Genomic DNA, 18035 nt, shown 5'->3' on the forward strand with positions numbered 1-18035 from the left:
AAATCCTTTCAGCTTAGGTCGCGGTGGCGGACCTGAACGTTCTTGAGTGATTGTTGCAGCACCTGACCCAGACGTTCTGTCAGGTAGACGGAGCGGTGATGCCCGCCTGTGCAGCCAATGGCAATGGTGACGTATGAGCGGTTGCTGGCAGCGAAGCGAGGCAGCCATTTGTTGAGGTAGGAAAAAATGTCCTGGAACATCTCCTCGACATCAGGCTGTGCTGCCAGGTATTCGACAACGGGAGCGTCAAGGCCGGAGTAGTCGCGTAGTTCCGGCTTCCAGTATGGATTGGGCAGGCAGCGAACATCGAACACCAGGTCCGCATCTACAGGCATGCCACGCTTGAAGCCAAACGATTCGATCAGGAAGGCGGTACCGGCCTCTGGCCTGTTCAGCAGGCGAAGCTTGATGGTATCGCGCAGTTGATAGAGGTTCAGGTGTGTGGTGTTGATCTTGAGGTCGGCCAGATCGATGATCGGCCCCAGCAACGTCGTTTCGTCGTGTATGGCCTCGGCCAATGAGCGATTGGCTGTGCTCAGGGGGTGACGACGGCGTGTTTCGGAGAACCGCTTGAGCAAGGTCGCTTCGTCGGCATCCAGATAAAGAATGTCGCACTGGATATTGCGTGCACGAACCTCGGCAAGCATTTGCGGGAAGCGCGTCAAGTGGCTCGGGAGGTTGCGTGCATCAATGGACACCGCCAGCAGCGGTTCGGCCAGTTCGGTGTTTATCAGGGCGCGTTCGGCCAGTTCAGGCAGCAGGCCGGCAGGGAGGTTGTCAACGCAATAGAAACCGTTGTCCTCCAGTACATCCAGAGCTGTGCTCTTGCCGGAGCCTGAGCGACCACTGACGACGATCATGCGCATGATCAGTTACCGTTCTGTACGTCCAGCACCACTTTATAAAGCGTTTCACCGCTTTCGGCACTGCGTAGGCGGTCACGTACTTCTGTGCGGTCAAGCATACTGGCTATCTGGCGCAGCAGCTCCAGGTGTTCATCGGTAGCAGCTTCCGGGACGAGCAGGACGAATAGCAGGTCTACCGGGGCGCCATCGATGGCGTCGAAATCGATGGGGGATTCCAGGCGCATAACAGCGCTGACAGGCGTTTCACAGCCTGCAAGGCGGCAATGGGGGATGGCAATGCCGTTGCCGAAACCGGTAGATCCCAGTTTTTCGCGGGCAACAAGGCTTTCAAACACACTTTGCTGATCCATGCTCGGTACTTCACGACCGATCAGGTTGGCAATTTGTTCGAGTACACGTTTTTTACTGCCGCCCGACACGTTCACGCATGAACGGCCGGGGGTCAGGATATTTTCAAGTCGGATCATTGGGATGAGTGTCAGCGAGCTGTCGCACCTTTAAGGATGTTCTGCTGCTTCTCCTTATGCTTGAGCAATTGTCTGTCGAGCTTATCAGTGAGAAGGTCGATTGCCGCGTACATGTCGTCATGTTCGGCGTTGGCTACGACCTCTCCACCATGGATGTGCAGAGTGGCTTCGATTTTCTGTTTCAGCTTCTCGACAGCCAGCGTGACCTGCACATTAGTAATCTTGTCAAAATGCCCTTCGAGCTTCTTGAGCTTGAGCTCAACGTATTCACGAAGGGGCTTGGTCACTTCCAGTTGGTGTCCACTGATATTGACTTGCATACAGCTTTCTCCTTTGCCAGTGCATAAAGAGGCAGGTGTTGAGTCCTGCCGCTGGAACGCTGTGGCTCTGCCTGCATCACATCAGTCGCTTGCGTTCACTCGAAGGTGCAATCCCCAGTGATTCGCGGTACTTGGCAACTGTGCGACGGGCTACTTGAATGCCTTGTGCCTCCAGTAAACCAGCGATCTTGCTATCACTCAACGGCTTTTTCTGATTTTCGGCAGCAACCAGTTTTTTAATGATTGCGCGGATAGCTGTCGAAGAGCATTCGCCGCCTTCGGAGGTGCTTACGTGGCTGGAAAAGAAGTATTTCAGCTCGTAAATGCCCCTTGGGGTGTGCATGAACTTCTGAGTGGTCACGCGGGAAATCGTCGACTCGTGCATGCCTACCGCTTCGGCGATGTCATGCAGGACGAGCGGTTTCATGGCCTCATCGCCGTATTCGAGAAAACCGCGCTGGTGCTCGACGATCTGGGTGGCAACCTTCATCAGTGTTTCGTTGCGGCTTTGCAGGCTCTTGATGAACCAGCGTGCTTCCTGCAACTGGTTGCGCATGAAGGTGTTGTCGGCGCTGGTGTCGGCACGGCGCACGAATCCGGCGTACTGAGGGTTGACGCGCAGGCGCGGTACCGACTCCTGATTCAGCTCTACCAGCCAGCGTTCGTTGTCCTTGCGTACGATCACGTCGGGCACGACGTATTCGGCTTCTGTGGACTCGATCTGGGAGCCGGGGCGAGGATTAAGGCTCTGGACCAGTTCGATGACCTGGCGCAGTTCGTCTTCCTTGAGCTTCATGCGGCGCATGAGCTGCGTATAGTCGCGGCTGCCCAGCAGATCGATGTAGTCGGTTACCAGGCGCTGTGCTTCTGCGAGCCAGCGGGTTTTTACCGGCAACTGACGCAGTTGCAGCAACAGGCATTCGCTCAGGTTGCGAGCGCCGATACCAGCGGGTTCAAATTGCTGAATGCGGTGCAGAACGGCTTCGATTTCGTCGAGTTCGATATCCAGTTCGGGGTCGAAGGCTTCGACTATCTCTTCGAGGGTTTCGTCGAGATAACCCTGGTTATTGATGCAGTCGATCAGGGTGACGGCAATCAGCCGGTCCTTGTCGGACATCGGCGCGACATTCAATTGCCATAGCAGGTGGCTTTGCAGGCTTTCGCCAGCGGATGTACGGGTGGTGAAGTCCCATTCATCGTCATCGTTGCTGGGCAGGCTGCTGGCGCTGGTCTGATAGACATCTTCCCAGGCGGTGTCGACAGGTAATTCGTTTGGAATGCGTTCGTTCCACTCGCCGTCTTCCAGGTTATCCACAGTCGGTGCGGTTTCCTGGTAGCTGGGTTCCTGAACGTCTGTATTGGGCTTTTGCTCGATGTTGTCAGCCAGAGGGTCGGAGTTGTCGAAGTCGTCGCCTTCTTCCTGACGTTCCAGCATAGGGTTGGATTCCAGTGCTTCCTGAATCTCTTGCTGGAGGTCCAGGGTCGATAACTGGAGCAAGCGGATAGCCTGTTGCAGCTGCGGCGTCATCGTCAGCTGCTGGCCCATTCTCAAGACTAGCGATGGTTTCATGGCAGGGGCTAAACACCTTATTCGCCGGCGCACATGCGCCATCCACTACAGGGCGCCGAAGCGCCAGCTTAAGCAAGTTATATGCCTGAATCTGAAGTGTTTGCCTAGAGCATCATGACAAAAAATGCATTGTCAACAGGATGTCCAGGCAAAGCTCGCATCAAAAGAGCTCACACAGGGTCGACTACAGGCGGAACTCGTGGCCGAGGTAGACTTCTTTCACCAACTGGTTGGCCAGAATGGTTTGCGAGTCGCCTTCGGCAATCAGTTGTCCATCGTTGACGATGTAAGCGGTTTCGCAGATATCCAGGGTTTCGCGGACGTTGTGATCGGTGATCAGCACGCCGATGCCCTTGGCTTTCAGGTGATGAATGATCTGTTTGATATCGCCCACCGAGATGGGGTCAACGCCTGCGAAAGGCTCATCGAGCAGGATGAACTTGGGGGCGGTGGCCAGTGCGCGGGCAATTTCCACGCGGCGACGTTCGCCACCCGAAAGGCTCATGCCCAGGTTGTCGCGGATATGGGTGATGTGGAATTCCTGAAGCAGGCTTTCCAGCTCCTTGCGACGTGCAGCGCCGTCGAGTTCCTTGCGGGTTTCAAGGATGGCCATGATGTTGTCGGCCACGGACAGCTTGCGGAAGATCGAGGCTTCCTGTGGCAGGTAGCCAATACCGGCACGGGCGCGACCGTGCATCGGCTGGTGGCTGACATCGAGGTCATCGATCAGGACGCGGCCCTGATCGGCCTGTACCAGGCCGACAATCATGTAGAAGCAGGTCGTCTTGCCTGCACCGTTAGGGCCGAGCAAGCCTACGATCTGACCGCTGTCGATGGACAGGCTGACATCGCGTACGACCTGACGACTCTTGTAGCTTTTAGCCAGGTGCTGGGCTTTAAGCGTCGCCATTTACTGGGCCTTCTGCTGTTCGGTTTTCTTTTTGGGCTGGATGACCATGTCGATCCGCGGGCGTGGCGCAGTCACTTTGGAGCCGCCATTGGCGCGGCCGGCAGTGACGATCTGCTTCACGGTGTCGTAGACGATCTTCTCGCCTTCGGAGGTGTTGCCGTCATTGATGACCTTGGCCTTGTCGATCAGCACGATGCGGTCTTGTGCCGCGTAATACTGGATGGTCACGCCATAAGCCTGCACGATCGGCTTGTCTACCGAGGGTTTCTGCTCGTAATAGGCAAGGTTGCCGACGGAGGTGAATACGTCGACTTCGCCTTGGGCATTACGAGTGATGGTCACGGTGTTGCCGGTGATCTTCATCGAACCCTGAGTGATGATGACGTTACCTTTGTAGGTGGCAACGCCTTTCTTGTCATCGAGCTGCGCGTCGTCAGACTGGATGTGGATAGGCTGATCGCGGTCGGTTGGCAGGGACCAGGCGCTCGGGCTTCCCAGTGCTGCGCCCAGGCCGAGCAAAAAAGGAAGAGTTTTAACGAGACTCATACTGTCCTCTTACGTTGGACAGCAGGTCCATCCTGCCGTCGTTCAAATACGCTTTCATTCCCTTGGCTGTCGTTACACCGCCAGCGGCGTCGATTCTAACGATTTGCTCGGTCTGCGCATATTGCTTCTGTGGGAATACGGTCATACGGCTACTGGTAATGATAGTCGTACGTTGTTTTTCGTCGGTGCGTGCAACACGTACCGAATCGATCAGTTCGACCTCTGTGCCGCCAGGCGAAACTTCGCCGCGTTCACTCTGGACGTGCCACGGGAACAGGGTGCCGCGGTACATATGCAGATCGGGCTTGGTCAGCAGGGTCACATCCGTGGCCTTGACGTGTTCGACCTTGTCTGCGGTCATGTCGTATTGCATCTTGCCGTCGGGCAGGTACTGCACGCTATGGGCATTGATGGCGTAATAGTCGATAGCGGTGTCGTCTTTTGTGGCGACAGGCTGATCCATGAAGCTTTCCGGGCTTATGTTCCAGTAGCCCGCTGCGGCAAGCAGCAGCGCCAGCACCCCGAAAAGCAGAAACGTACGAACTTTCTTGTTGAACATAAAAAATGGCTTCTATAAGGAGGCGGATTGGGCTGCTTCGAGGCTGCCCTGTTCGCGACTGACATGCCGGATCAATGGCAAGTCTGGCAGATCGTCGGCCGGATAGGTGACTTGTTCATGCTCATGGCCCGGATTCGGGGCTTTCGCAAACAGGGTGGCGGCCATTACATGACACCCGCACGCAGGAGATCCTGCAGGTTGAACGCACCTACCGGGTGGTCTTTGGCGTCGACGACGATCAGGGCGCTGATCTTGTGATCCTCCATGATCTTCAGGGCTTCGGCTGCAAGCATGTCTGCGCGGGCCGTCTTGCCGTGAATCGTCATGACTTCATCAATGGTGGTTTCGCGAATATCGATCGGACGATCCAGCGTGCGGCGCAGGTCGCCGTCGGTGAAGATCCCGGCCAGCTTGCCGTCGGCGTCGACGATTGCGGTCATGCCCAGGCCCTTGCGGGTCATTTCAAGCAGTGCATCGCGTAGCGGGGTGCCGCGCTGTACCTTGGGCAGGGTGTCGCCGGTATGCATGACGTTCTCGACTTTCAGCAGCAGGCGTCGACCCAATGCGCCTCCAGGGTGCGAGAACGCAAAGTCTTCGGCGGTAAAGCCGCGCGCTTCAAGCAGGGCGACAGCCAGAGCGTCGCCCATTACCAGAGCGGCAGTTGTCGATGACGTTGGCGCCAGGTTCAGTGGGCAGGCTTCGTGTTCCACCTGAACGTTGAGGTTGACGTCGGCGGCCTTGGCCATGACTGAGTTCGGGTTGCCGGTCACGCTGATCATCTGGATGCCCAGGCGCTTGATCAGTGGCAACAGCGTGACGATTTCGTTGGTCGTGCCGGAGTTGGACAGAGCCAGAATGATGTCGTCACGGGTAATCATGCCCATGTCGCCATGGCTGGCTTCGGCTGGATGCACGAAATACGAGGTCGTGCCGGTGCTTGCCAGGGTGGCGGCGATCTTTCTGCCGATGTGCCCGGACTTACCCATGCCGACCACTACGACACGTCCCTTGCTGGCCAGAATCATTTCGCACGCGCGCACGAAATCGCCATCGAGATGGCCAAGCAAGCCTTGTATGGCTTCCATTTCGAGGCGGATGGTTCGTTGCGCGGATTGAGTCAGGTCGCTGGATCGGCTCATATCTTGAATTAGTCGGCTTGCTGAAAGGCGGCGATTATAGCGGTAATGTACGATTCCCTCACGTCTGATCGTCATGGAGTTGTATTCGGGGCGGCTTGTTCAGCTTTTCAGGTTTATTGCAAGGGCTGTCCTGAGGTTTATTTCAACATGCAAAGGGTGTCTGCAAGGTGCGTCAGGGTATCTAACAAACAGGTTCTCTTCTTGGGTGGCGTGCTGCTGCGGTGATATAGTTCGCGGCTTGTTCGGCTGGCCCGCACTGTCTGTCTCTCGTCAGAGCACGACAGGAGAAGGGAGAGGCTGTATCGCAAGGAGTTTAGATGAGCGCCGATGACGCCTACGCGGTCGATTTGAAAGGTGTGTCCTTCAAACGCGGCACGCGCAGCATATTCAGTAATGTCGATATCCGTATTCCCAGAGGGAAGGTCACCGGGATCATGGGGCCTTCCGGCTGTGGCAAGACTACCTTGCTGCGTCTGATGGGTGCGCAGTTGCGCCCAAGTGCAGGCGAGGTCTGGGTCAATGGCCAGAACCTGCCCGAGCTGTCACGCAGCGATCTGTTCGATGCGCGCAAGAACATGGGCGTCCTGTTTCAGAGCGGCGCGTTGTTCACCGATCTGGATGTGTTCGAGAACGTTGCATTTCCCTTGCGCGTTCACACCGAGTTACCGGAAGAGATGATCCGCGACATTGTCCTGCTCAAATTGCAGGCAGTAGGTTTGCGTGGGGCTCTGGAGCTGATGCCTGACGAATTGTCCGGCGGCATGAAGCGCCGTGTGGCGCTTGCCCGTGCAATCGCTCTCGACCCGCAGATTCTCATGTACGACGAACCCTTTGTCGGGCAGGACCCGATAGCCATGGGGGTCCTGGTTCGTCTGATCCGTTTGCTCAACGATGCGCTGGGGATAACCAGCATCGTGGTGTCTCATGATCTTTCAGAGACGGCAAGTATCGCGGATTACCTGTACGTCGTCGGAGACGGGCAGGTGTTGGGGCAGGGTACGCCGCAGGAATTGATGTCCTCGGATAATCCGCGCATTCGTCAGTTCATGACCGGCGAGCCGGACGGCCCCGTTCCGTTTCACTATCCGGCACCGGATTTTCGTGAAGATCTTTTGGGGAAGCGCTGATGCGCAATAAGTCATTGCTGGACCGTATCCGCCTGTTTGGGCGTTCGGCCATTGATACCGTGGCAGTGCTGGGGCGATCCGGCATCTTCCTGGGCCATGCCCTGGTAGGGCGTGGTGGCATCGGCGGCGGTTTTTCGCTGTTGATCAAGCAGTTGTATTCTGTGGGCGTGATGTCTCTGGTCATCATCGTCGTGTCCGGTATTTTCATCGGCATGGTGCTGGCGCTTCAGGGGTTCAGCATTCTCGCCAGATACGGTTCGGAGCAGGCGGTGGGCCAGATGGTCGCATTGACCCTGCTGCGCGAGCTTGGCCCGGTGGTCACTGCGCTGCTGTTCGCCGGGCGTGCAGGCTCCGCACTGACTGCGGAGATCGGCAACATGAAATCCACCGAGCAGCTGTCGAGCCTTGAGATGATCGGGGTCGATCCGCTCAAGTACATCATTGCGCCACGCCTGTGGGCCGGGTTCATTTCCCTGCCGCTGCTGGCGATCATTTTCAGTGTGGTCGGAATCTGGGGTGGCTCTTGGGTCGCTATCGACTGGCTGGGCGTCTATGAAGGCTCCTTCTGGGCGAACATGCAGAGCAGCGTTTCCTTCACCAGTGATGTGCTCAATGGTGTTATCAAAAGTGTCGTCTTTGCCTTCGTGGTGACCTGGATTGCTGTGTTCCAGGGCTATGACTGTGAGCCCACTTCCGAGGGTATCAGTCGGGCTACGACCAAAACGGTTGTATATGCCTCGCTGGCAGTGCTGGGCCTCGACTTTATTCTGACCGCCTTGATGTTTGGAGATTTCTGATGCAAAACCGCGCAATCGAAACCGGTGTCGGCCTGTTCCTGCTGGCCGGGATCCTGGCTTTGCTATTGCTCGCCCTGCGTGTCAGCGGCTTGAGCGCCAGTGCGACCAATGACAGCTATAAACTTTACGCTTACTTCGACAATATCGCCGGTTTGACTGTCAGAGCCAAGGTGAGCATGGCGGGTGTCCCGATTGGCCGTGTAACGGCAATCGATCTGGATCGTGACACCTTTACCGGTCGTGTAACGCTGGAGATCCAGAAGAAGGTAGACAACCTGCCTTCCGACTCCACTGCCTCGATCCTGACCGCCGGCTTGCTGGGTGAAAAATACATTGGTATCAGCGTGGGTGGTGACCAGGCTCTGCTCAAGGATGGAAGTACGATCCATGACACGCAGTCATCGCTTGTGCTGGAAGACCTGATCGGGAAATTCCTGCTCAATACCGTGAGTAAAGAAGCCAAATGAGGAGCTTTAAATGATCTCTATCCTGCGCCGTGGTCTGCTGGTATTGCTGGCCGTGCTGCCCATGATGGCAAATGCGGCGACAACTCCGTCTGCTCATGACCTGGTAGATCGCACCACCAAGGAGTTGCTGAGCGACCTGGCCAGCAATAAAGAGCAGTACAAATCCAATCCGAGCGCGTTCTACGATGCCTTGAACCGTATCGTTGGCCCGGTGGTTGACGCTGACGGCATTTCCAGAAGCATCATGACCGTCAAGTATTCGCGCAAGGCTTCGCCTGAGCAGATGCAGCGCTTCCAGGAAAACTTCAAGCGCAGCCTGATGCAGTTCTATGGCAATGCGTTGCTTGAGTACAACAACCAGGGCATTACCGTTTCGCCAGCCAAGGATGAGGGTGCGGACCGCACCAGCGTCGACATGCAGGTAAAAGGCAATAACGGCGCGGTCTATCCTGTTTCCTACACCCTTGAGAAAATCAACGGTGAGTGGAAGGTTCGTAACGTCATCATCAATGGCATCAACATCGGCAAGCTGTTCCGTGATCAGTTCGCCGACGCCATGCAGCGTAATGGCAACGACCTGGACAAGACCATCGATGGCTGGGCAGGTGAAGTCGCCAAGGCCAAGGAAGTGACGACCGAAGCTGCGCAGAAGTCGGCGCAATGAGTGAGTCTGCCGTACGCCTTGGTTCGCCGGGTCAATTGCAGCTGACGGGCGTGCTGGATTACCGTAGCGGGCCGCAACTGCGCAAGCAGGGCGCGGCCCTCATCAAGTCCAGCGATGCGTCGAACCTGATTCTGGACTGCTCCGGTGTGGTGAAGTCCAGCAGTGTAGGCCTCGCCTTGTTGCTGGCGTTCATGCGTGACGCCAAGGATGCAGGCAAGTCGGTCAGCGTGCAGTCATTGCCTGAGGATATGCGGGAAATTGCCCGGGTATCGGGCTTGAGCGAGCTTTTGGACATTCATTAATAGCGGTTATCGGAAAAGCCCTTTGTCTGGCACCCCGTCGTTGGGGTTCGCATAGCATGGGCTTTTTTGTATGATGGCCGACCCGCGCGCGTAGGGCGCCGATCGAGGTTAAGCATGCAGGCTGTAGAAGTTAAGAGCTTCCTTGAAGGAAAGCTGCCCGAAATCCAGGTGGAAGTTGAAGGCCAAGGCTGCAATTTCCAGCTGAACATCATTAGTGACGAGATGGCCAGCCTGAGCCCCGTCAAGCGTCAGCAAAACATCTATGCCCATCTGAACCCTTGGATTGCCGATGGCAGTATCCACGCGGTCACTATGAAATTTTTCAGCCGCGCTGCCTGGGCCGAGCGCACCTGAGCCAATTGGTGTCGAGATTCTAATGGATAAATTGATTATTACCGGCGGCGTTCGTCTTGATGGCGAAATTCGCATTTCCGGGGCAAAGAACTCCGCCCTGCCGATCCTCTCGGCAACATTGCTGGCCGATGGGCCTGTAGTTGTTCAGAACCTGCCGCACCTGCACGACATCACCACCATGATCGAGCTGTTCGGTCGGATGGGCATCGAGCCTGTGATCGACGAAAAACTCAGCGTCGAGATCGACCCGCGCACCATCAAGACACTGGTTGCGCCGTACGAACTGGTGAAAACCATGCGTGCGTCGATTCTTGTGCTGGGGCCGATGGTTGCCCGTTTCGGTGAAGCTGAAGTCGCACTCCCTGGCGGCTGCGCCATCGGTTCGCGTCCGGTTGACCTGCACATCCGTGGCCTTGAAGCCATGGGCGCAATCATTGATGTCGAAGGTGGCTACATCAAGGCCAAGGCCCCTGAAGGTGGCCTGCGTGGTGCCAACTTCTTCTTCGATACCGTGAGCGTGACCGGTACCGAGAACATCATGATGGCTGCCAGCCTGGCAAACGGCCGCAGCGTCCTGCAAAACGCCGCTCGCGAGCCTGAAGTCGTCGATCTGGCGAACTTCCTGATCGCCATGGGGGCGAAAATCCAGGGTGCCGGTACCGATACCATCACCATTGATGGCGTGAAGCGCCTGGGGTCGGCGACTTATAAAGTCATGCCGGACCGTATCGAAACCGGTACTTACCTGGTTGCCGCTGCTGCCACCGGTGGCCGGGTCAAGGTCAAGGACACCGATCCAACGATTCTTGAGGCGGTATTGCTCAAGCTTCAGGAAGCCGGCGCTGAAATCACCAGCGGCGAAGACTGGATCGAGCTGAACATGCACGGCAAGCGCCCCAAGGCGGTCAACGTGCGTACTGCGCCTTACCCGGCGTTCCCGACCGATATGCAGGCGCAGTTCATCTCGCTCAACGCTATCGCGGAAGGCACTGGTGCGGTTATCGAAACCATCTTTGAAAACCGCTTCATGCACGTCTATGAAATGCATCGCATGGGCGCGCATATTCAGGTTGAAGGCAACACTGCAATCGTGACCGGTACCGAAGTGCTCAAGGGCGCGCCTGTGATGGCGACCGACCTGCGTGCATCGGCCAGTCTGGTGATCTCGGCGCTGGTTGCTCAGGGCGATACTCTGATCGATCGCATCTACCACATCGACCGTGGTTACGAGTGCATCGAAGAGAAGCTGCAAATGCTGGGTGCCAAGATCCGTCGCGTTCCGGGCTAGTAGCATGTGGCTCTGCTGCCCCTGGGGGAGTGGAGCCACCTGATTCATGCTGGTGCGATTTCTGATTCGTTTTACCTTGAGCCAGTAATATCGGGCTCAAGTGTTGCTCTGGGCCACCTGCGCAGGGCAAAAGTTTCCTGATAAGGACTTACGTTTTCCATGTTGACCATCGCACTGTCCAAGGGCCGTATCCTCGACGATACACTGCCGCTTCTTGCCGAAGCGGGCATTGTGCCGACCGAGAATCCGGACAAGAGCCGCAAGCTGATCATCCCCACGACTCAAGACGACGTACGCCTGCTGATCGTGCGCGCTACCGATGTGCCGACCTATGTCGAGCATGGCGCTGCCGATCTGGGGGTTGCGGGCAAGGATGTGTTGATGGAGTACAGCGGCCAGGGGTTGTATGAGCCGCTGGATCTGCAGATTGCCAAGTGCAAGCTCATGACCGCAGGAGCCATTGGCGCAGCCGAGCCAAAAGGCCGCCTGCGTGTGGCGACCAAGTTCGTGAATGTTGCCAAGCGTTATTACGCCGAGCAGGGTCGTCAGGTCGATATCATCAAGCTCTATGGCTCGATGGAACTGGCTCCGCTGATCGGTCTGGCCGACAAGATCATCGACGTGGTCGATACTGGCAACACCTTGCGCGCCAACGGTCTTGAGCCCCAGGAACTGATCGCAACCATCAGTTCGCGTCTGGTGGTGAACAAGGCTTCGATGAAAATGCAGCATGCGCGCATCCAGGCGCTCATCGACACACTGCGCAAGGCAGTGGAGTCGCGACACCGCAGCTGATCTGATTGCGCGGCCTTGAGTCGCGTCCAGCTATCCGTGTCATAGCCAAATTTCTCAGGTGCCTGCGCGGATAGCTTGGTAGCTTATGGCACCTGAGCATCCGCCACTTATTGAGATATCGCTATGACCACTCCCACTGCAATACGCCGACTCGATGCTGCCGATCCGGATTTCGCACGACATCTGGATCATCTGCTGAGCTGGGAAAGTGTGTCTGACGATTCGGTCAACCAGCGTGTGCTCGACATCATCAAGGCCGTGCGTGAGCGTGGTGACGCCGCCCTGGTCGAGTTCACCCAGCGTTTCGATGGCCTGCAAGTGGCGTCGATGGCTGACCTTATCCTGCCTCGCGAGCGCCTGGAACTGGCGCTGACACGCATTTCCCCGGCCCAGCGCCAGGCGCTGGAAACGGCTGCTGCCCGGGTGCGCAGCTACCACGAAAAGCAGAAGCAGGACTCCTGGAGCTACACCGAAGCCGATGGCACGGTGCTTGGCCAGAAAGTCACGCCTCTGGATCGTGCTGGCCTGTACGTGCCAGGTGGCAAGGCCTCTTATCCTTCATCGGTATTGATGAATGCCATTCCGGCGAAAGTGGCCGGCGTGACTGAAGTGGTCATGGTCGTGCCGACTCCGCGTGGCGAGATCAACGAGCTGGTACTGGCCGCTGCCTGCATCGCTGGTGTGGACCGCGTCTTCACCATTGGTGGCGCGCAGGCCGTTGCCGCACTGGCGTACGGGACTGAAAGCGTGCCTCAGGTCGATAAAGTCGTCGGCCCCGGCAACATTTATGTCGCCACTGCCAAGCGCCATGTGTTCGGTCAGGTCGGCATCGACATGATTGCCGGGCCTTCGGAAATCCTCGTGGTGTGCGATGGCCAGACCGATCCGGACTGGATTGCCATGGACCTGTTCTCCCAGGCCGAGCACGACGAAGATGCGCAGGCGATTCTGGTCAGCCCCGATGCCGAGTTCCTCGACAAGGTTGCCGCCAGCATCACCCGTTTGCTGCCGACCATGGAGCGTGCCACCATCGTCGAAACCTCGATCAATGGCCGTGGTGCCCTGATCAAGGTGGCCGACATGCAGCAAGCCATCGATGTCGCCAACCGTATCGCGCCGGAACACCTTGAGCTGTCGGTTGCCGATCCTGAGGCCTGGCTGCCGCAGATTCGTCATGCCGGTGCGATTTTCATGGGGCGCCACACGTCCGAGGCATTGGGTGACTACTGCGCCGGTCCGAACCATGTGCTGCCGACTTCCGGCACTGCGCGTTTCTCTTCGCCGCTGGGTGTCTATGACTTCCAGAAGCGTTCATCGATCATCTACTGCTCGCCGCAAGGCGCATCCGAGCTGGGCAAGACCGCTTCGGTCCTGGCCCGTGGCGAATCGTTGACCGGCCATGCTCGCAGCGCCGAGTACCGTATCACCGATACCAACTGGAGTGCGGGCAGCACAGAGGAAGGCAAGTAATGAGTAAATTCTGGAGTCCTTTCGTCAGCAGTCTGGTGCCTTATGTGCCGGGTGAGCAGCCGAAGCTGACCAAGCTGGTCAAGCTCAATACCAATGAAAACCCTTACGGCCCTTCGCCCAAGGCGCTTGAGGCGATGCGGGCTGCATTGACCGATGATCTGCGTCTGTACCCGGACCCCAACAGCGACCTGCTCAAGCAGGCGGTTGCTGGCTATTACGGCGTACAAGCCAGCCAGGTGTTCCTGGGCAATGGTTCCGATGAAGTGCTTGCGCACATTTTTCACGCGCTGTTCCAGCACGATAAGCCGTTGCTGTTCCCGGATATCAGCTACAGCTTCTATCCGGTCTACTGCGGTCTGTACGGCATTGACTATGACGCTGTCGCACTGGACGAAAAGTTCCAGATTCGCGTGGCCGATTATGCCAGGCCGAATGCGGGGATCATCTTCCCGAACCCGAACGCGCCCACCGGCTGCCTGCTGCCGCTGGAAGCGGTCGAGCAGATCGTCAAGGCCAGCCCGGATTCGGTGGTAGTGGTCGATGAGGCGTATGTCGATTTTGGCGGCGAGACAGCGATAGCGCTGGTTGATCGTTATCCGAACCTGCTGGTGACTCAAACGTTGTCCAAGTCCCGTTCACTGGCCGGGTTGCGGGTCGGGTTTGCCGTAGGTCATCCTGATCTGATCGAGGCATTGGAGCGAGTCAAGAACAGCTTCAACTCCTATCCTCTGGATCGTCTGGCGATTGTCGGTGCGACCGCAGCCTTTGAAGATCGGGAGCACTTCGATTTTACCCGTAATGCGGTGATCGCCAGCCGTGAGGCATTGGTCGAGAAGCTGGAAGGTATTGGCTTTGAAGTGCTGCCTTCGGCGGCCAACTTCATCTTTGCCCGCCACCCGCAACACGATGCGGCAGGCCTGGCGGCGAAGCTGCGCGAGCAGGGCGTTATCGTGCGTCACTTCAAACAGGAGCGCATTGCCCAGTTCCTGCGTATCAGCATCGGTACGGCTGAGCAGAATCAGGCCTTGCTGGATGGGTTGAGCGGGATCTAGGTCTTTCGCGAATGAATTCGCTCCTTGTGCGGGAGTGAATTCATTCGCGAAGACGGGTTTACTGTTCCTTCACTGCCGGCGTCGGTGCCGGTGGTGGCCGCAGGCCGACCTCGGCGCTCAGGCGCAATTCCTTGCCGTTGCGCATGACATCAATCGCTATCTTGTCCTTTGGCTTGGTGCGCGCTACCTGGTTCATCGAGCGTCGGCCGTCACCTGCCGGTTCGCCATTGATGCTCAGGATCACATCTCCCAGTTGCAGGCCGGCTTTCTGTGCCGGACCATCGCGGAAGATTCCTGCGACCACAATCCCTGGGCGATCTTTCAGGCCGAAGGAGTCGGCCAGTTCCTGCGTCAGGGGTTGAACTTCGATACCCAGCCAGCCACGAATGACCTGACCGTGCTCGATGATCGACTTCATGACATCCATCGCCAGTTTGGTCGGGATAGCAAAGCCGATGCCTTGCGAGCCGCCTGACTTGGAGAAGATTGCGGTATTGATGCCGGTCAGGTTGCCAGCAGCATCCACCAGCGCGCCACCCGAGTTGCCGGGGTTGATGGCGGCGTCGGTCTGGATGAAGTCTTCATAGGTATTGAGGCCCAACTGGTTGCGGCCGGTCGCGCTGATGATGCCCATGGTGACGGTCTGGCCCACCCCGAACGGGTTGCCGATGGCCAGTGCCACGTCGCCGATACGAATGCTGTCGGAGCGCGCAATGGTGATGGAAGGCAGGTTTTTCAGGTCGATCTTCAGAACGGCCAGATCGGTTTCAGGATCGTTGCCAATCACTCGTGCGATGGTTTCGCGACCGTCCTTGAGAGCGACCACGATCTGGTCCGCACCCGTCGTAACGTGGTTGTTGGTCAGCAGGTAGCCTTCGGGGCTCATGATCACACCGGAGCCGAGGCTGGATTCCATGCGTTTCTGCTTGGGAACGTTGTCGCCGAAGAACCTTCTGAACTGAGGGTCCTCGAACATGGGGTTGTTGCTCTTGTTGACCATCTTGGTGGTGTAGAGATTGACCACGGCTGGTGCAGCGGCACTCACTGCATCGGCATAAGACGTCGGGCCCTGCATCACTACAGTGGCCTTGGGAGCCTGTTGCAGGTTTACATCCCGGCTGGGCAGTCCTACCCATTCCGGGTAACGCTGAATAATCAACATGGCGATGAGCACGCCAGCCAGCAATGGCCAGCCGAAAAAGCGCAGTGCCTTTAACATTGAGCAAGTCCTGATGGTTACAGGCGCAAAGATTTTTCCGCGGGTGCGCCATAATGGCGGGCATTATACGAGCACAAAGCAGCTCTGAACTGCATATTTAGGAGTCTTTTATGGCTGTTGCCCTGAGTACCCTGGTCGAAGAGGCCGACCGTTATCTCAACAGTGCCCGCATTCAGGATTACTGCCCCAATGGTTTGCAGGTCGAAGGTCGCCCGCAGATCATGCGTATCGTCAGTGGTGTGACGGCCAGCCAGGCCTTGCTGGACGCAGCGGTCGAGGCTCAGGCCGACCTGATTCTGGTCCACCATGGTTACTTCTGGAAGGGCGAGAATCCCTGTGTCGTGGGCATGAAGCAGCGTCGTTTGAAGACATTGCTCAAGCATGACATCAGCCTGCTGGCCTATCACCTGCCCCTGGATGTGCATCCGGATGTGGGCAATAACGTGCAGTTGGCTCGCCAGCTGGACATTACGGTCGAAGGTCCGCTGGACCCCGAGAATCCCAAGGTGGTCGGTCTGGTCGGTTCCCTTTCCGAGCCGGTGACGCCTCGCGACTTTGCCCGTCGCGTGCAGGACGCGCTGGGGCGTGAGCCGTTATTGATCGAAGGCAGCCAGATGATCCGTCGTGTCGGCTGGTGCAGCGGTGGAGGGCAGGGCTATATCGATCAGGCAGTGCTTGAGGGCGTGGACTTGTTCCTCAGTGGCGAAGCCTCGGAACAGACCTTTCACAGTGCCCGTGAGAACGACATCAGCTTTATCGCCGCGGGGCACCACGCCACCGAACGCTATGGTGTTCAGGCCTTGGGTGACTATCTGGCACGGCGTTTTGCCCTTGAGCATATTTTCATCGATTGCCCGAATCCGATCTGAAACAGGCGCGTGAAAATTCAGCGTGACCGAGCGCAGCAGTTTTCACGCTGTCTGGGAAGGTCCAAACGACGAGCTATATGGATAGATCGTTTCGATCTATCCAGCGCGCTGATCCTGCGGTATCCCTCATGATAAAGTGCGCGGCTCGAATACGGCCCGCTGGCCGCCCGGGGGGATTTTTCCCGGCCCACAACGATTGCAATCCGTGAGTAACCATGGTTGACAAACTGACGCATCTGAAACAGCTGGAAGCGGAAAGCATCCACATCATCCGCGAGGTCGCCGCCGAGTTCGACAACCCGGTGATGTTGTACTCGATCGGCAAGGACTCTGCCGTGATGCTGCATCTGGCACGCAAGGCCTTCTTTCCGGGCAAACTGCCGTTCCCGGTCATGCACGTCGATACCCGGTGGAAATTCCGGGAAATGTATAGCTTCCGCGACAAGATGGTCGAGGAAATGGGCCTGGATCTGATCACCCACGTCAACCCTGATGGTGTTGCGCAGGGCATCAACCCTTTCACCCACGGCAGTGCCAAGCACACCGATATCATGAAGACCGAGGGCCTGAAGCAGGCACTGGACAAGCATGGTTTCGACGCAGCTTTCGGCGGCGCGCGGCGTGACGAGGAAAAATCCCGTGCCAAGGAACGTGTCTACTCGTTCCGCGACAGCAAGCATCGCTGGGACCCGAAGAACCAGCGTCCCGAGCTGTGGAACGTCTATAACGGCAACGTCAACAAGGGCGAGTCGATCCGCGTCTTCCCGCTGTCGAACTGGACCGAACTGGACATCTGGCAGTACATCTACCTCGAAGGCATCCCGATCGTGCCGCTGTACTTTGCGGCCGAGCGCGACGTCATCGAGAAGAACGGCACCCTGATCATGATCGACGACGATCGCATCCTCGAGCACCTTACCGACGAGGAAAAGGCCCGCATCGTCAAAAAGAAAGTGCGCTTCCGTACCCTCGGCTGCTACCCGCTGACCGGTGCCGTCGAATCCGAAGCCACCAGCCTGACCGACATCATCCAGGAAATGCTCCTGACACGAACTTCCGAACGCCAGGGCCGGGTCATCGACCACGACGGCGCAGGCTCGATGGAAGAAAAGAAACGGCAGGGGTATTTCTAAGCTTCAAGTTACAAGCGGCAAGCTGCAAGTTGGAAGCGCATTGCGTAGCTTCAGGGTTTTGCAGGTTGCCGCCCTTTGTGGGCGTATTTGAGCGCTCATAACAAAAAAATTCTGACTAGTT

22 protein-coding genes are annotated in these 18035 nt (G+C 57.4%); 12 read left to right on the forward strand and 10 right to left on the reverse strand.

The genetic code is table 11. The features are described 5' to 3' along the window. Positions 1-8: 8 nt before the first annotated feature. The 9 genes from rapZ to Q6A51_RS17060 all read right to left on the reverse strand — a co-directional run bounded on the left by rapZ (position 9) and on the right by Q6A51_RS17060 (position 6377). Positions 9-866: an RNase adapter RapZ gene (gene rapZ, locus Q6A51_RS17020; protein WP_201005778.1), complete on the reverse strand. Its 858-nt coding sequence runs from the start codon at positions 864-866 to the stop codon at positions 9-11. 2 nt (positions 867-868) lie between these two features. Continuing rightward, positions 869-1333: a PTS IIA-like nitrogen regulatory protein PtsN gene (gene ptsN / locus Q6A51_RS17025; RefSeq protein WP_201005777.1), complete on the reverse strand. Its 465-nt coding sequence runs from the start codon at positions 1331-1333 to the stop codon at positions 869-871. An 11-nt stretch (positions 1334-1344) separates the two neighbouring features. Further along, positions 1345-1653 carry a ribosome hibernation-promoting factor, HPF/YfiA family gene (hpf, locus tag Q6A51_RS17030; RefSeq protein WP_025261779.1) on the reverse strand — a complete coding sequence of 103 codons (309 nt, stop codon included), beginning with the start codon at positions 1651-1653 and terminating at the stop codon, positions 1345-1347. A gap of 76 nt (positions 1654-1729) precedes the next feature. Continuing rightward, positions 1730-3223, reverse strand: a complete 1494-nt coding sequence (locus tag Q6A51_RS17035) for an RNA polymerase factor sigma-54 (RefSeq protein ID WP_201005776.1) — start codon at positions 3221-3223, stop codon at positions 1730-1732. Between the two features lie 184 nt (positions 3224-3407). Next, entirely contained in the window at positions 3408-4133 is a 726-nt protein-coding gene (gene lptB, locus Q6A51_RS17040) for an LPS export ABC transporter ATP-binding protein (protein WP_201005775.1), read from the reverse strand. Next, on the reverse strand, positions 4134-4679 hold the full coding sequence (gene lptA / locus Q6A51_RS17045; protein ID WP_201005774.1) for a lipopolysaccharide transport periplasmic protein LptA: 546 nt from the start codon (positions 4677-4679) through the stop codon (positions 4134-4136). After that, entirely contained in the window at positions 4666-5238 is a 573-nt protein-coding gene (lptC, locus tag Q6A51_RS17050) for an LPS export ABC transporter periplasmic protein LptC (RefSeq protein WP_201018792.1), read from the reverse strand. The genes lptA and lptC overlap by 14 nt, the downstream gene beginning before the upstream one ends. 12 nt (positions 5239-5250) lie before the next feature. Then, positions 5251-5403, reverse strand: coding sequence for a hypothetical protein (locus Q6A51_RS17055; RefSeq protein ID WP_201018793.1), 153 nt, complete (start codon positions 5401-5403; stop codon positions 5251-5253). Continuing rightward, entirely contained in the window at positions 5403-6377 is a 975-nt protein-coding gene (locus Q6A51_RS17060) for a KpsF/GutQ family sugar-phosphate isomerase (RefSeq protein ID WP_201018794.1), read from the reverse strand. The genes Q6A51_RS17055 and Q6A51_RS17060 overlap by 1 nt, the downstream gene beginning before the upstream one ends. Before the next feature lie 317 nt (positions 6378-6694). Here Q6A51_RS17060 and Q6A51_RS17065 point away from each other — a divergent pair, with 317 nt between their 5' ends. From Q6A51_RS17065 to hisC, 10 genes are all read left to right on the forward strand, one after another. Continuing rightward, a complete protein-coding gene (locus tag Q6A51_RS17065) occupies positions 6695-7504 on the forward strand; it encodes an ATP-binding cassette domain-containing protein (RefSeq protein ID WP_201005768.1) in 810 nt (269 codons plus the stop codon). Beyond that, on the forward strand, positions 7504-8301 hold the full coding sequence (gene mlaE, locus Q6A51_RS17070; protein WP_201005767.1) for a lipid asymmetry maintenance ABC transporter permease subunit MlaE: 798 nt from the start codon (positions 7504-7506) through the stop codon (positions 8299-8301). The genes Q6A51_RS17065 and mlaE overlap by 1 nt, the downstream gene beginning before the upstream one ends. Next, positions 8301-8768, forward strand: a complete 468-nt coding sequence (gene mlaD, locus Q6A51_RS17075; RefSeq protein ID WP_201005766.1) for an outer membrane lipid asymmetry maintenance protein MlaD — start codon at positions 8301-8303, stop codon at positions 8766-8768. Before mlaE ends, mlaD begins: the two co-directional genes overlap by 1 nt. A gap of 10 nt (positions 8769-8778) precedes the next feature. Next, on the forward strand, positions 8779-9432 hold the full coding sequence (locus Q6A51_RS17080) for an MlaC/ttg2D family ABC transporter substrate-binding protein (RefSeq protein ID WP_201005765.1): 654 nt from the start codon (positions 8779-8781) through the stop codon (positions 9430-9432). Further along, on the forward strand, positions 9429-9734 hold the full coding sequence (locus tag Q6A51_RS17085) for an STAS domain-containing protein (RefSeq protein ID WP_201005764.1): 306 nt from the start codon (positions 9429-9431) through the stop codon (positions 9732-9734). The genes Q6A51_RS17080 and Q6A51_RS17085 overlap by 4 nt, the downstream gene beginning before the upstream one ends. Positions 9735-9848: 114 nt before the next feature. Then, positions 9849-10088 (forward strand): BolA family protein, encoded by a 240-nt coding sequence (locus tag Q6A51_RS17090; protein ID WP_025261768.1) that lies wholly within the window; start codon positions 9849-9851, stop codon positions 10086-10088. Positions 10089-10110: 22 nt separating this feature from the next. After that, positions 10111-11376: a UDP-N-acetylglucosamine 1-carboxyvinyltransferase gene (gene murA, locus Q6A51_RS17095; RefSeq protein WP_025261767.1), complete on the forward strand. Its 1266-nt coding sequence runs from the start codon at positions 10111-10113 to the stop codon at positions 11374-11376. A gap of 159 nt (positions 11377-11535) precedes the next feature. Then, complete coding sequence (gene hisG / locus Q6A51_RS17100; protein ID WP_201005761.1) at positions 11536-12171, forward strand: ATP phosphoribosyltransferase; 636 nt, start codon at positions 11536-11538, stop codon at positions 12169-12171. Positions 12172-12294: 123 nt separating this feature from the next. After that, positions 12295-13641, forward strand: coding sequence for a histidinol dehydrogenase (gene hisD, locus Q6A51_RS17105; RefSeq protein ID WP_304575325.1), 1347 nt, complete (start codon positions 12295-12297; stop codon positions 13639-13641). Then, entirely contained in the window at positions 13641-14693 is a 1053-nt protein-coding gene (gene hisC, locus Q6A51_RS17110) for a histidinol-phosphate transaminase (RefSeq protein WP_201018797.1), read from the forward strand. Before hisD ends, hisC begins: the two co-directional genes overlap by 1 nt. A 58-nt stretch (positions 14694-14751) precedes the next feature. On the opposite strand, the gene algW is transcribed toward hisC, so the two are convergent. Further along, the gene (gene algW, locus Q6A51_RS17115; protein WP_201005755.1) at positions 14752-15912 is read right to left on the reverse strand and encodes a Do family serine endopeptidase AlgW; all 1161 of its coding nucleotides are present in this window, start codon (positions 15910-15912) and stop codon (positions 14752-14754) included. 110 nt (positions 15913-16022) lie between these two features. On the opposite strand from algW, the gene Q6A51_RS17120 reads away from it, so the two are divergent. Beyond that, positions 16023-16781, forward strand: a complete 759-nt coding sequence (locus Q6A51_RS17120; protein WP_201005753.1) for a Nif3-like dinuclear metal center hexameric protein — start codon at positions 16023-16025, stop codon at positions 16779-16781. Positions 16782-16996: 215 nt separating this feature from the next. Next, entirely contained in the window at positions 16997-17914 is a 918-nt protein-coding gene (cysD, locus tag Q6A51_RS17125; protein ID WP_201005743.1) for a sulfate adenylyltransferase subunit CysD, read from the forward strand. The last annotated feature ends 121 nt before the right edge of the window (positions 17915-18035 follow it).

It is taken from the genome of Pseudomonas serbiensis (assembly GCF_030580745.1).
GTDB classification, from domain to species: domain Bacteria; phylum Pseudomonadota; class Gammaproteobacteria; order Pseudomonadales; family Pseudomonadaceae; genus Aquipseudomonas; species Aquipseudomonas serbiensis.

Bases quoted from the DNA above. Each gene is read 5' to 3' on its own strand.
- Q6A51_RS17060 (WP_201018794.1), bottom strand. From the start codon at position 6,377: ATGAGCCGATCCAGCGACCTGACTCAATCCGCGCAACGAACCATCCGC.
- ptsN (WP_201005777.1), bottom strand. From the start codon at position 1,333: ATGATCCGACTTGAAAATATCCTGACCCCCGGCCGTTCATGCGTGAAC.
- Q6A51_RS17055 (WP_201018793.1), bottom strand. From the start codon at position 5,403: ATGGCCGCCACCCTGTTTGCGAAAGCCCCGAATCCGGGCCATGAGCAT.
- lptA (WP_201005774.1), bottom strand. From the start codon at position 4,679: ATGAGTCTCGTTAAAACTCTTCCTTTTTTGCTCGGCCTGGGCGCAGCA.
- Q6A51_RS17035 (WP_201005776.1), bottom strand. From the start codon at position 3,223: ATGAAACCATCGCTAGTCTTGAGAATGGGCCAGCAGCTGACGATGACG.
- lptB (WP_201005775.1), bottom strand. From the start codon at position 4,133: ATGGCGACGCTTAAAGCCCAGCACCTGGCTAAAAGCTACAAGAGTCGT.
- Q6A51_RS17085 (WP_201005764.1), top strand. From the start codon at position 9,429: ATGAGTGAGTCTGCCGTACGCCTTGGTTCGCCGGGTCAATTGCAGCTG.
- hisD (WP_304575325.1), top strand. From the start codon at position 12,295: ATGACCACTCCCACTGCAATACGCCGACTCGATGCTGCCGATCCGGAT.
- rapZ (WP_201005778.1), bottom strand. From the start codon at position 866: ATGCGCATGATCGTCGTCAGTGGTCGCTCAGGCTCCGGCAAGAGCACA.
- Q6A51_RS17065 (WP_201005768.1), top strand. From the start codon at position 6,695: ATGAGCGCCGATGACGCCTACGCGGTCGATTTGAAAGGTGTGTCCTTC.
- lptC (WP_201018792.1), bottom strand. From the start codon at position 5,238: ATGTTCAACAAGAAAGTTCGTACGTTTCTGCTTTTCGGGGTGCTGGCG.
- hisC (WP_201018797.1), top strand. From the start codon at position 13,641: ATGAGTAAATTCTGGAGTCCTTTCGTCAGCAGTCTGGTGCCTTATGTG.
- algW (WP_201005755.1), bottom strand. From the start codon at position 15,912: ATGTTAAAGGCACTGCGCTTTTTCGGCTGGCCATTGCTGGCTGGCGTG.
- mlaD (WP_201005766.1), top strand. From the start codon at position 8,301: ATGCAAAACCGCGCAATCGAAACCGGTGTCGGCCTGTTCCTGCTGGCC.
- cysD (WP_201005743.1), top strand. From the start codon at position 16,997: ATGGTTGACAAACTGACGCATCTGAAACAGCTGGAAGCGGAAAGCATC.
- hisG (WP_201005761.1), top strand. From the start codon at position 11,536: ATGTTGACCATCGCACTGTCCAAGGGCCGTATCCTCGACGATACACTG.
- murA (WP_025261767.1), top strand. From the start codon at position 10,111: ATGGATAAATTGATTATTACCGGCGGCGTTCGTCTTGATGGCGAAATT.
- Q6A51_RS17080 (WP_201005765.1), top strand. From the start codon at position 8,779: ATGATCTCTATCCTGCGCCGTGGTCTGCTGGTATTGCTGGCCGTGCTG.
- Q6A51_RS17120 (WP_201005753.1), top strand. From the start codon at position 16,023: ATGGCTGTTGCCCTGAGTACCCTGGTCGAAGAGGCCGACCGTTATCTC.
- hpf (WP_025261779.1), bottom strand. From the start codon at position 1,653: ATGCAAGTCAATATCAGTGGACACCAACTGGAAGTGACCAAGCCCCTT.
- mlaE (WP_201005767.1), top strand. From the start codon at position 7,504: ATGCGCAATAAGTCATTGCTGGACCGTATCCGCCTGTTTGGGCGTTCG.
- Q6A51_RS17090 (WP_025261768.1), top strand. From the start codon at position 9,849: ATGCAGGCTGTAGAAGTTAAGAGCTTCCTTGAAGGAAAGCTGCCCGAA.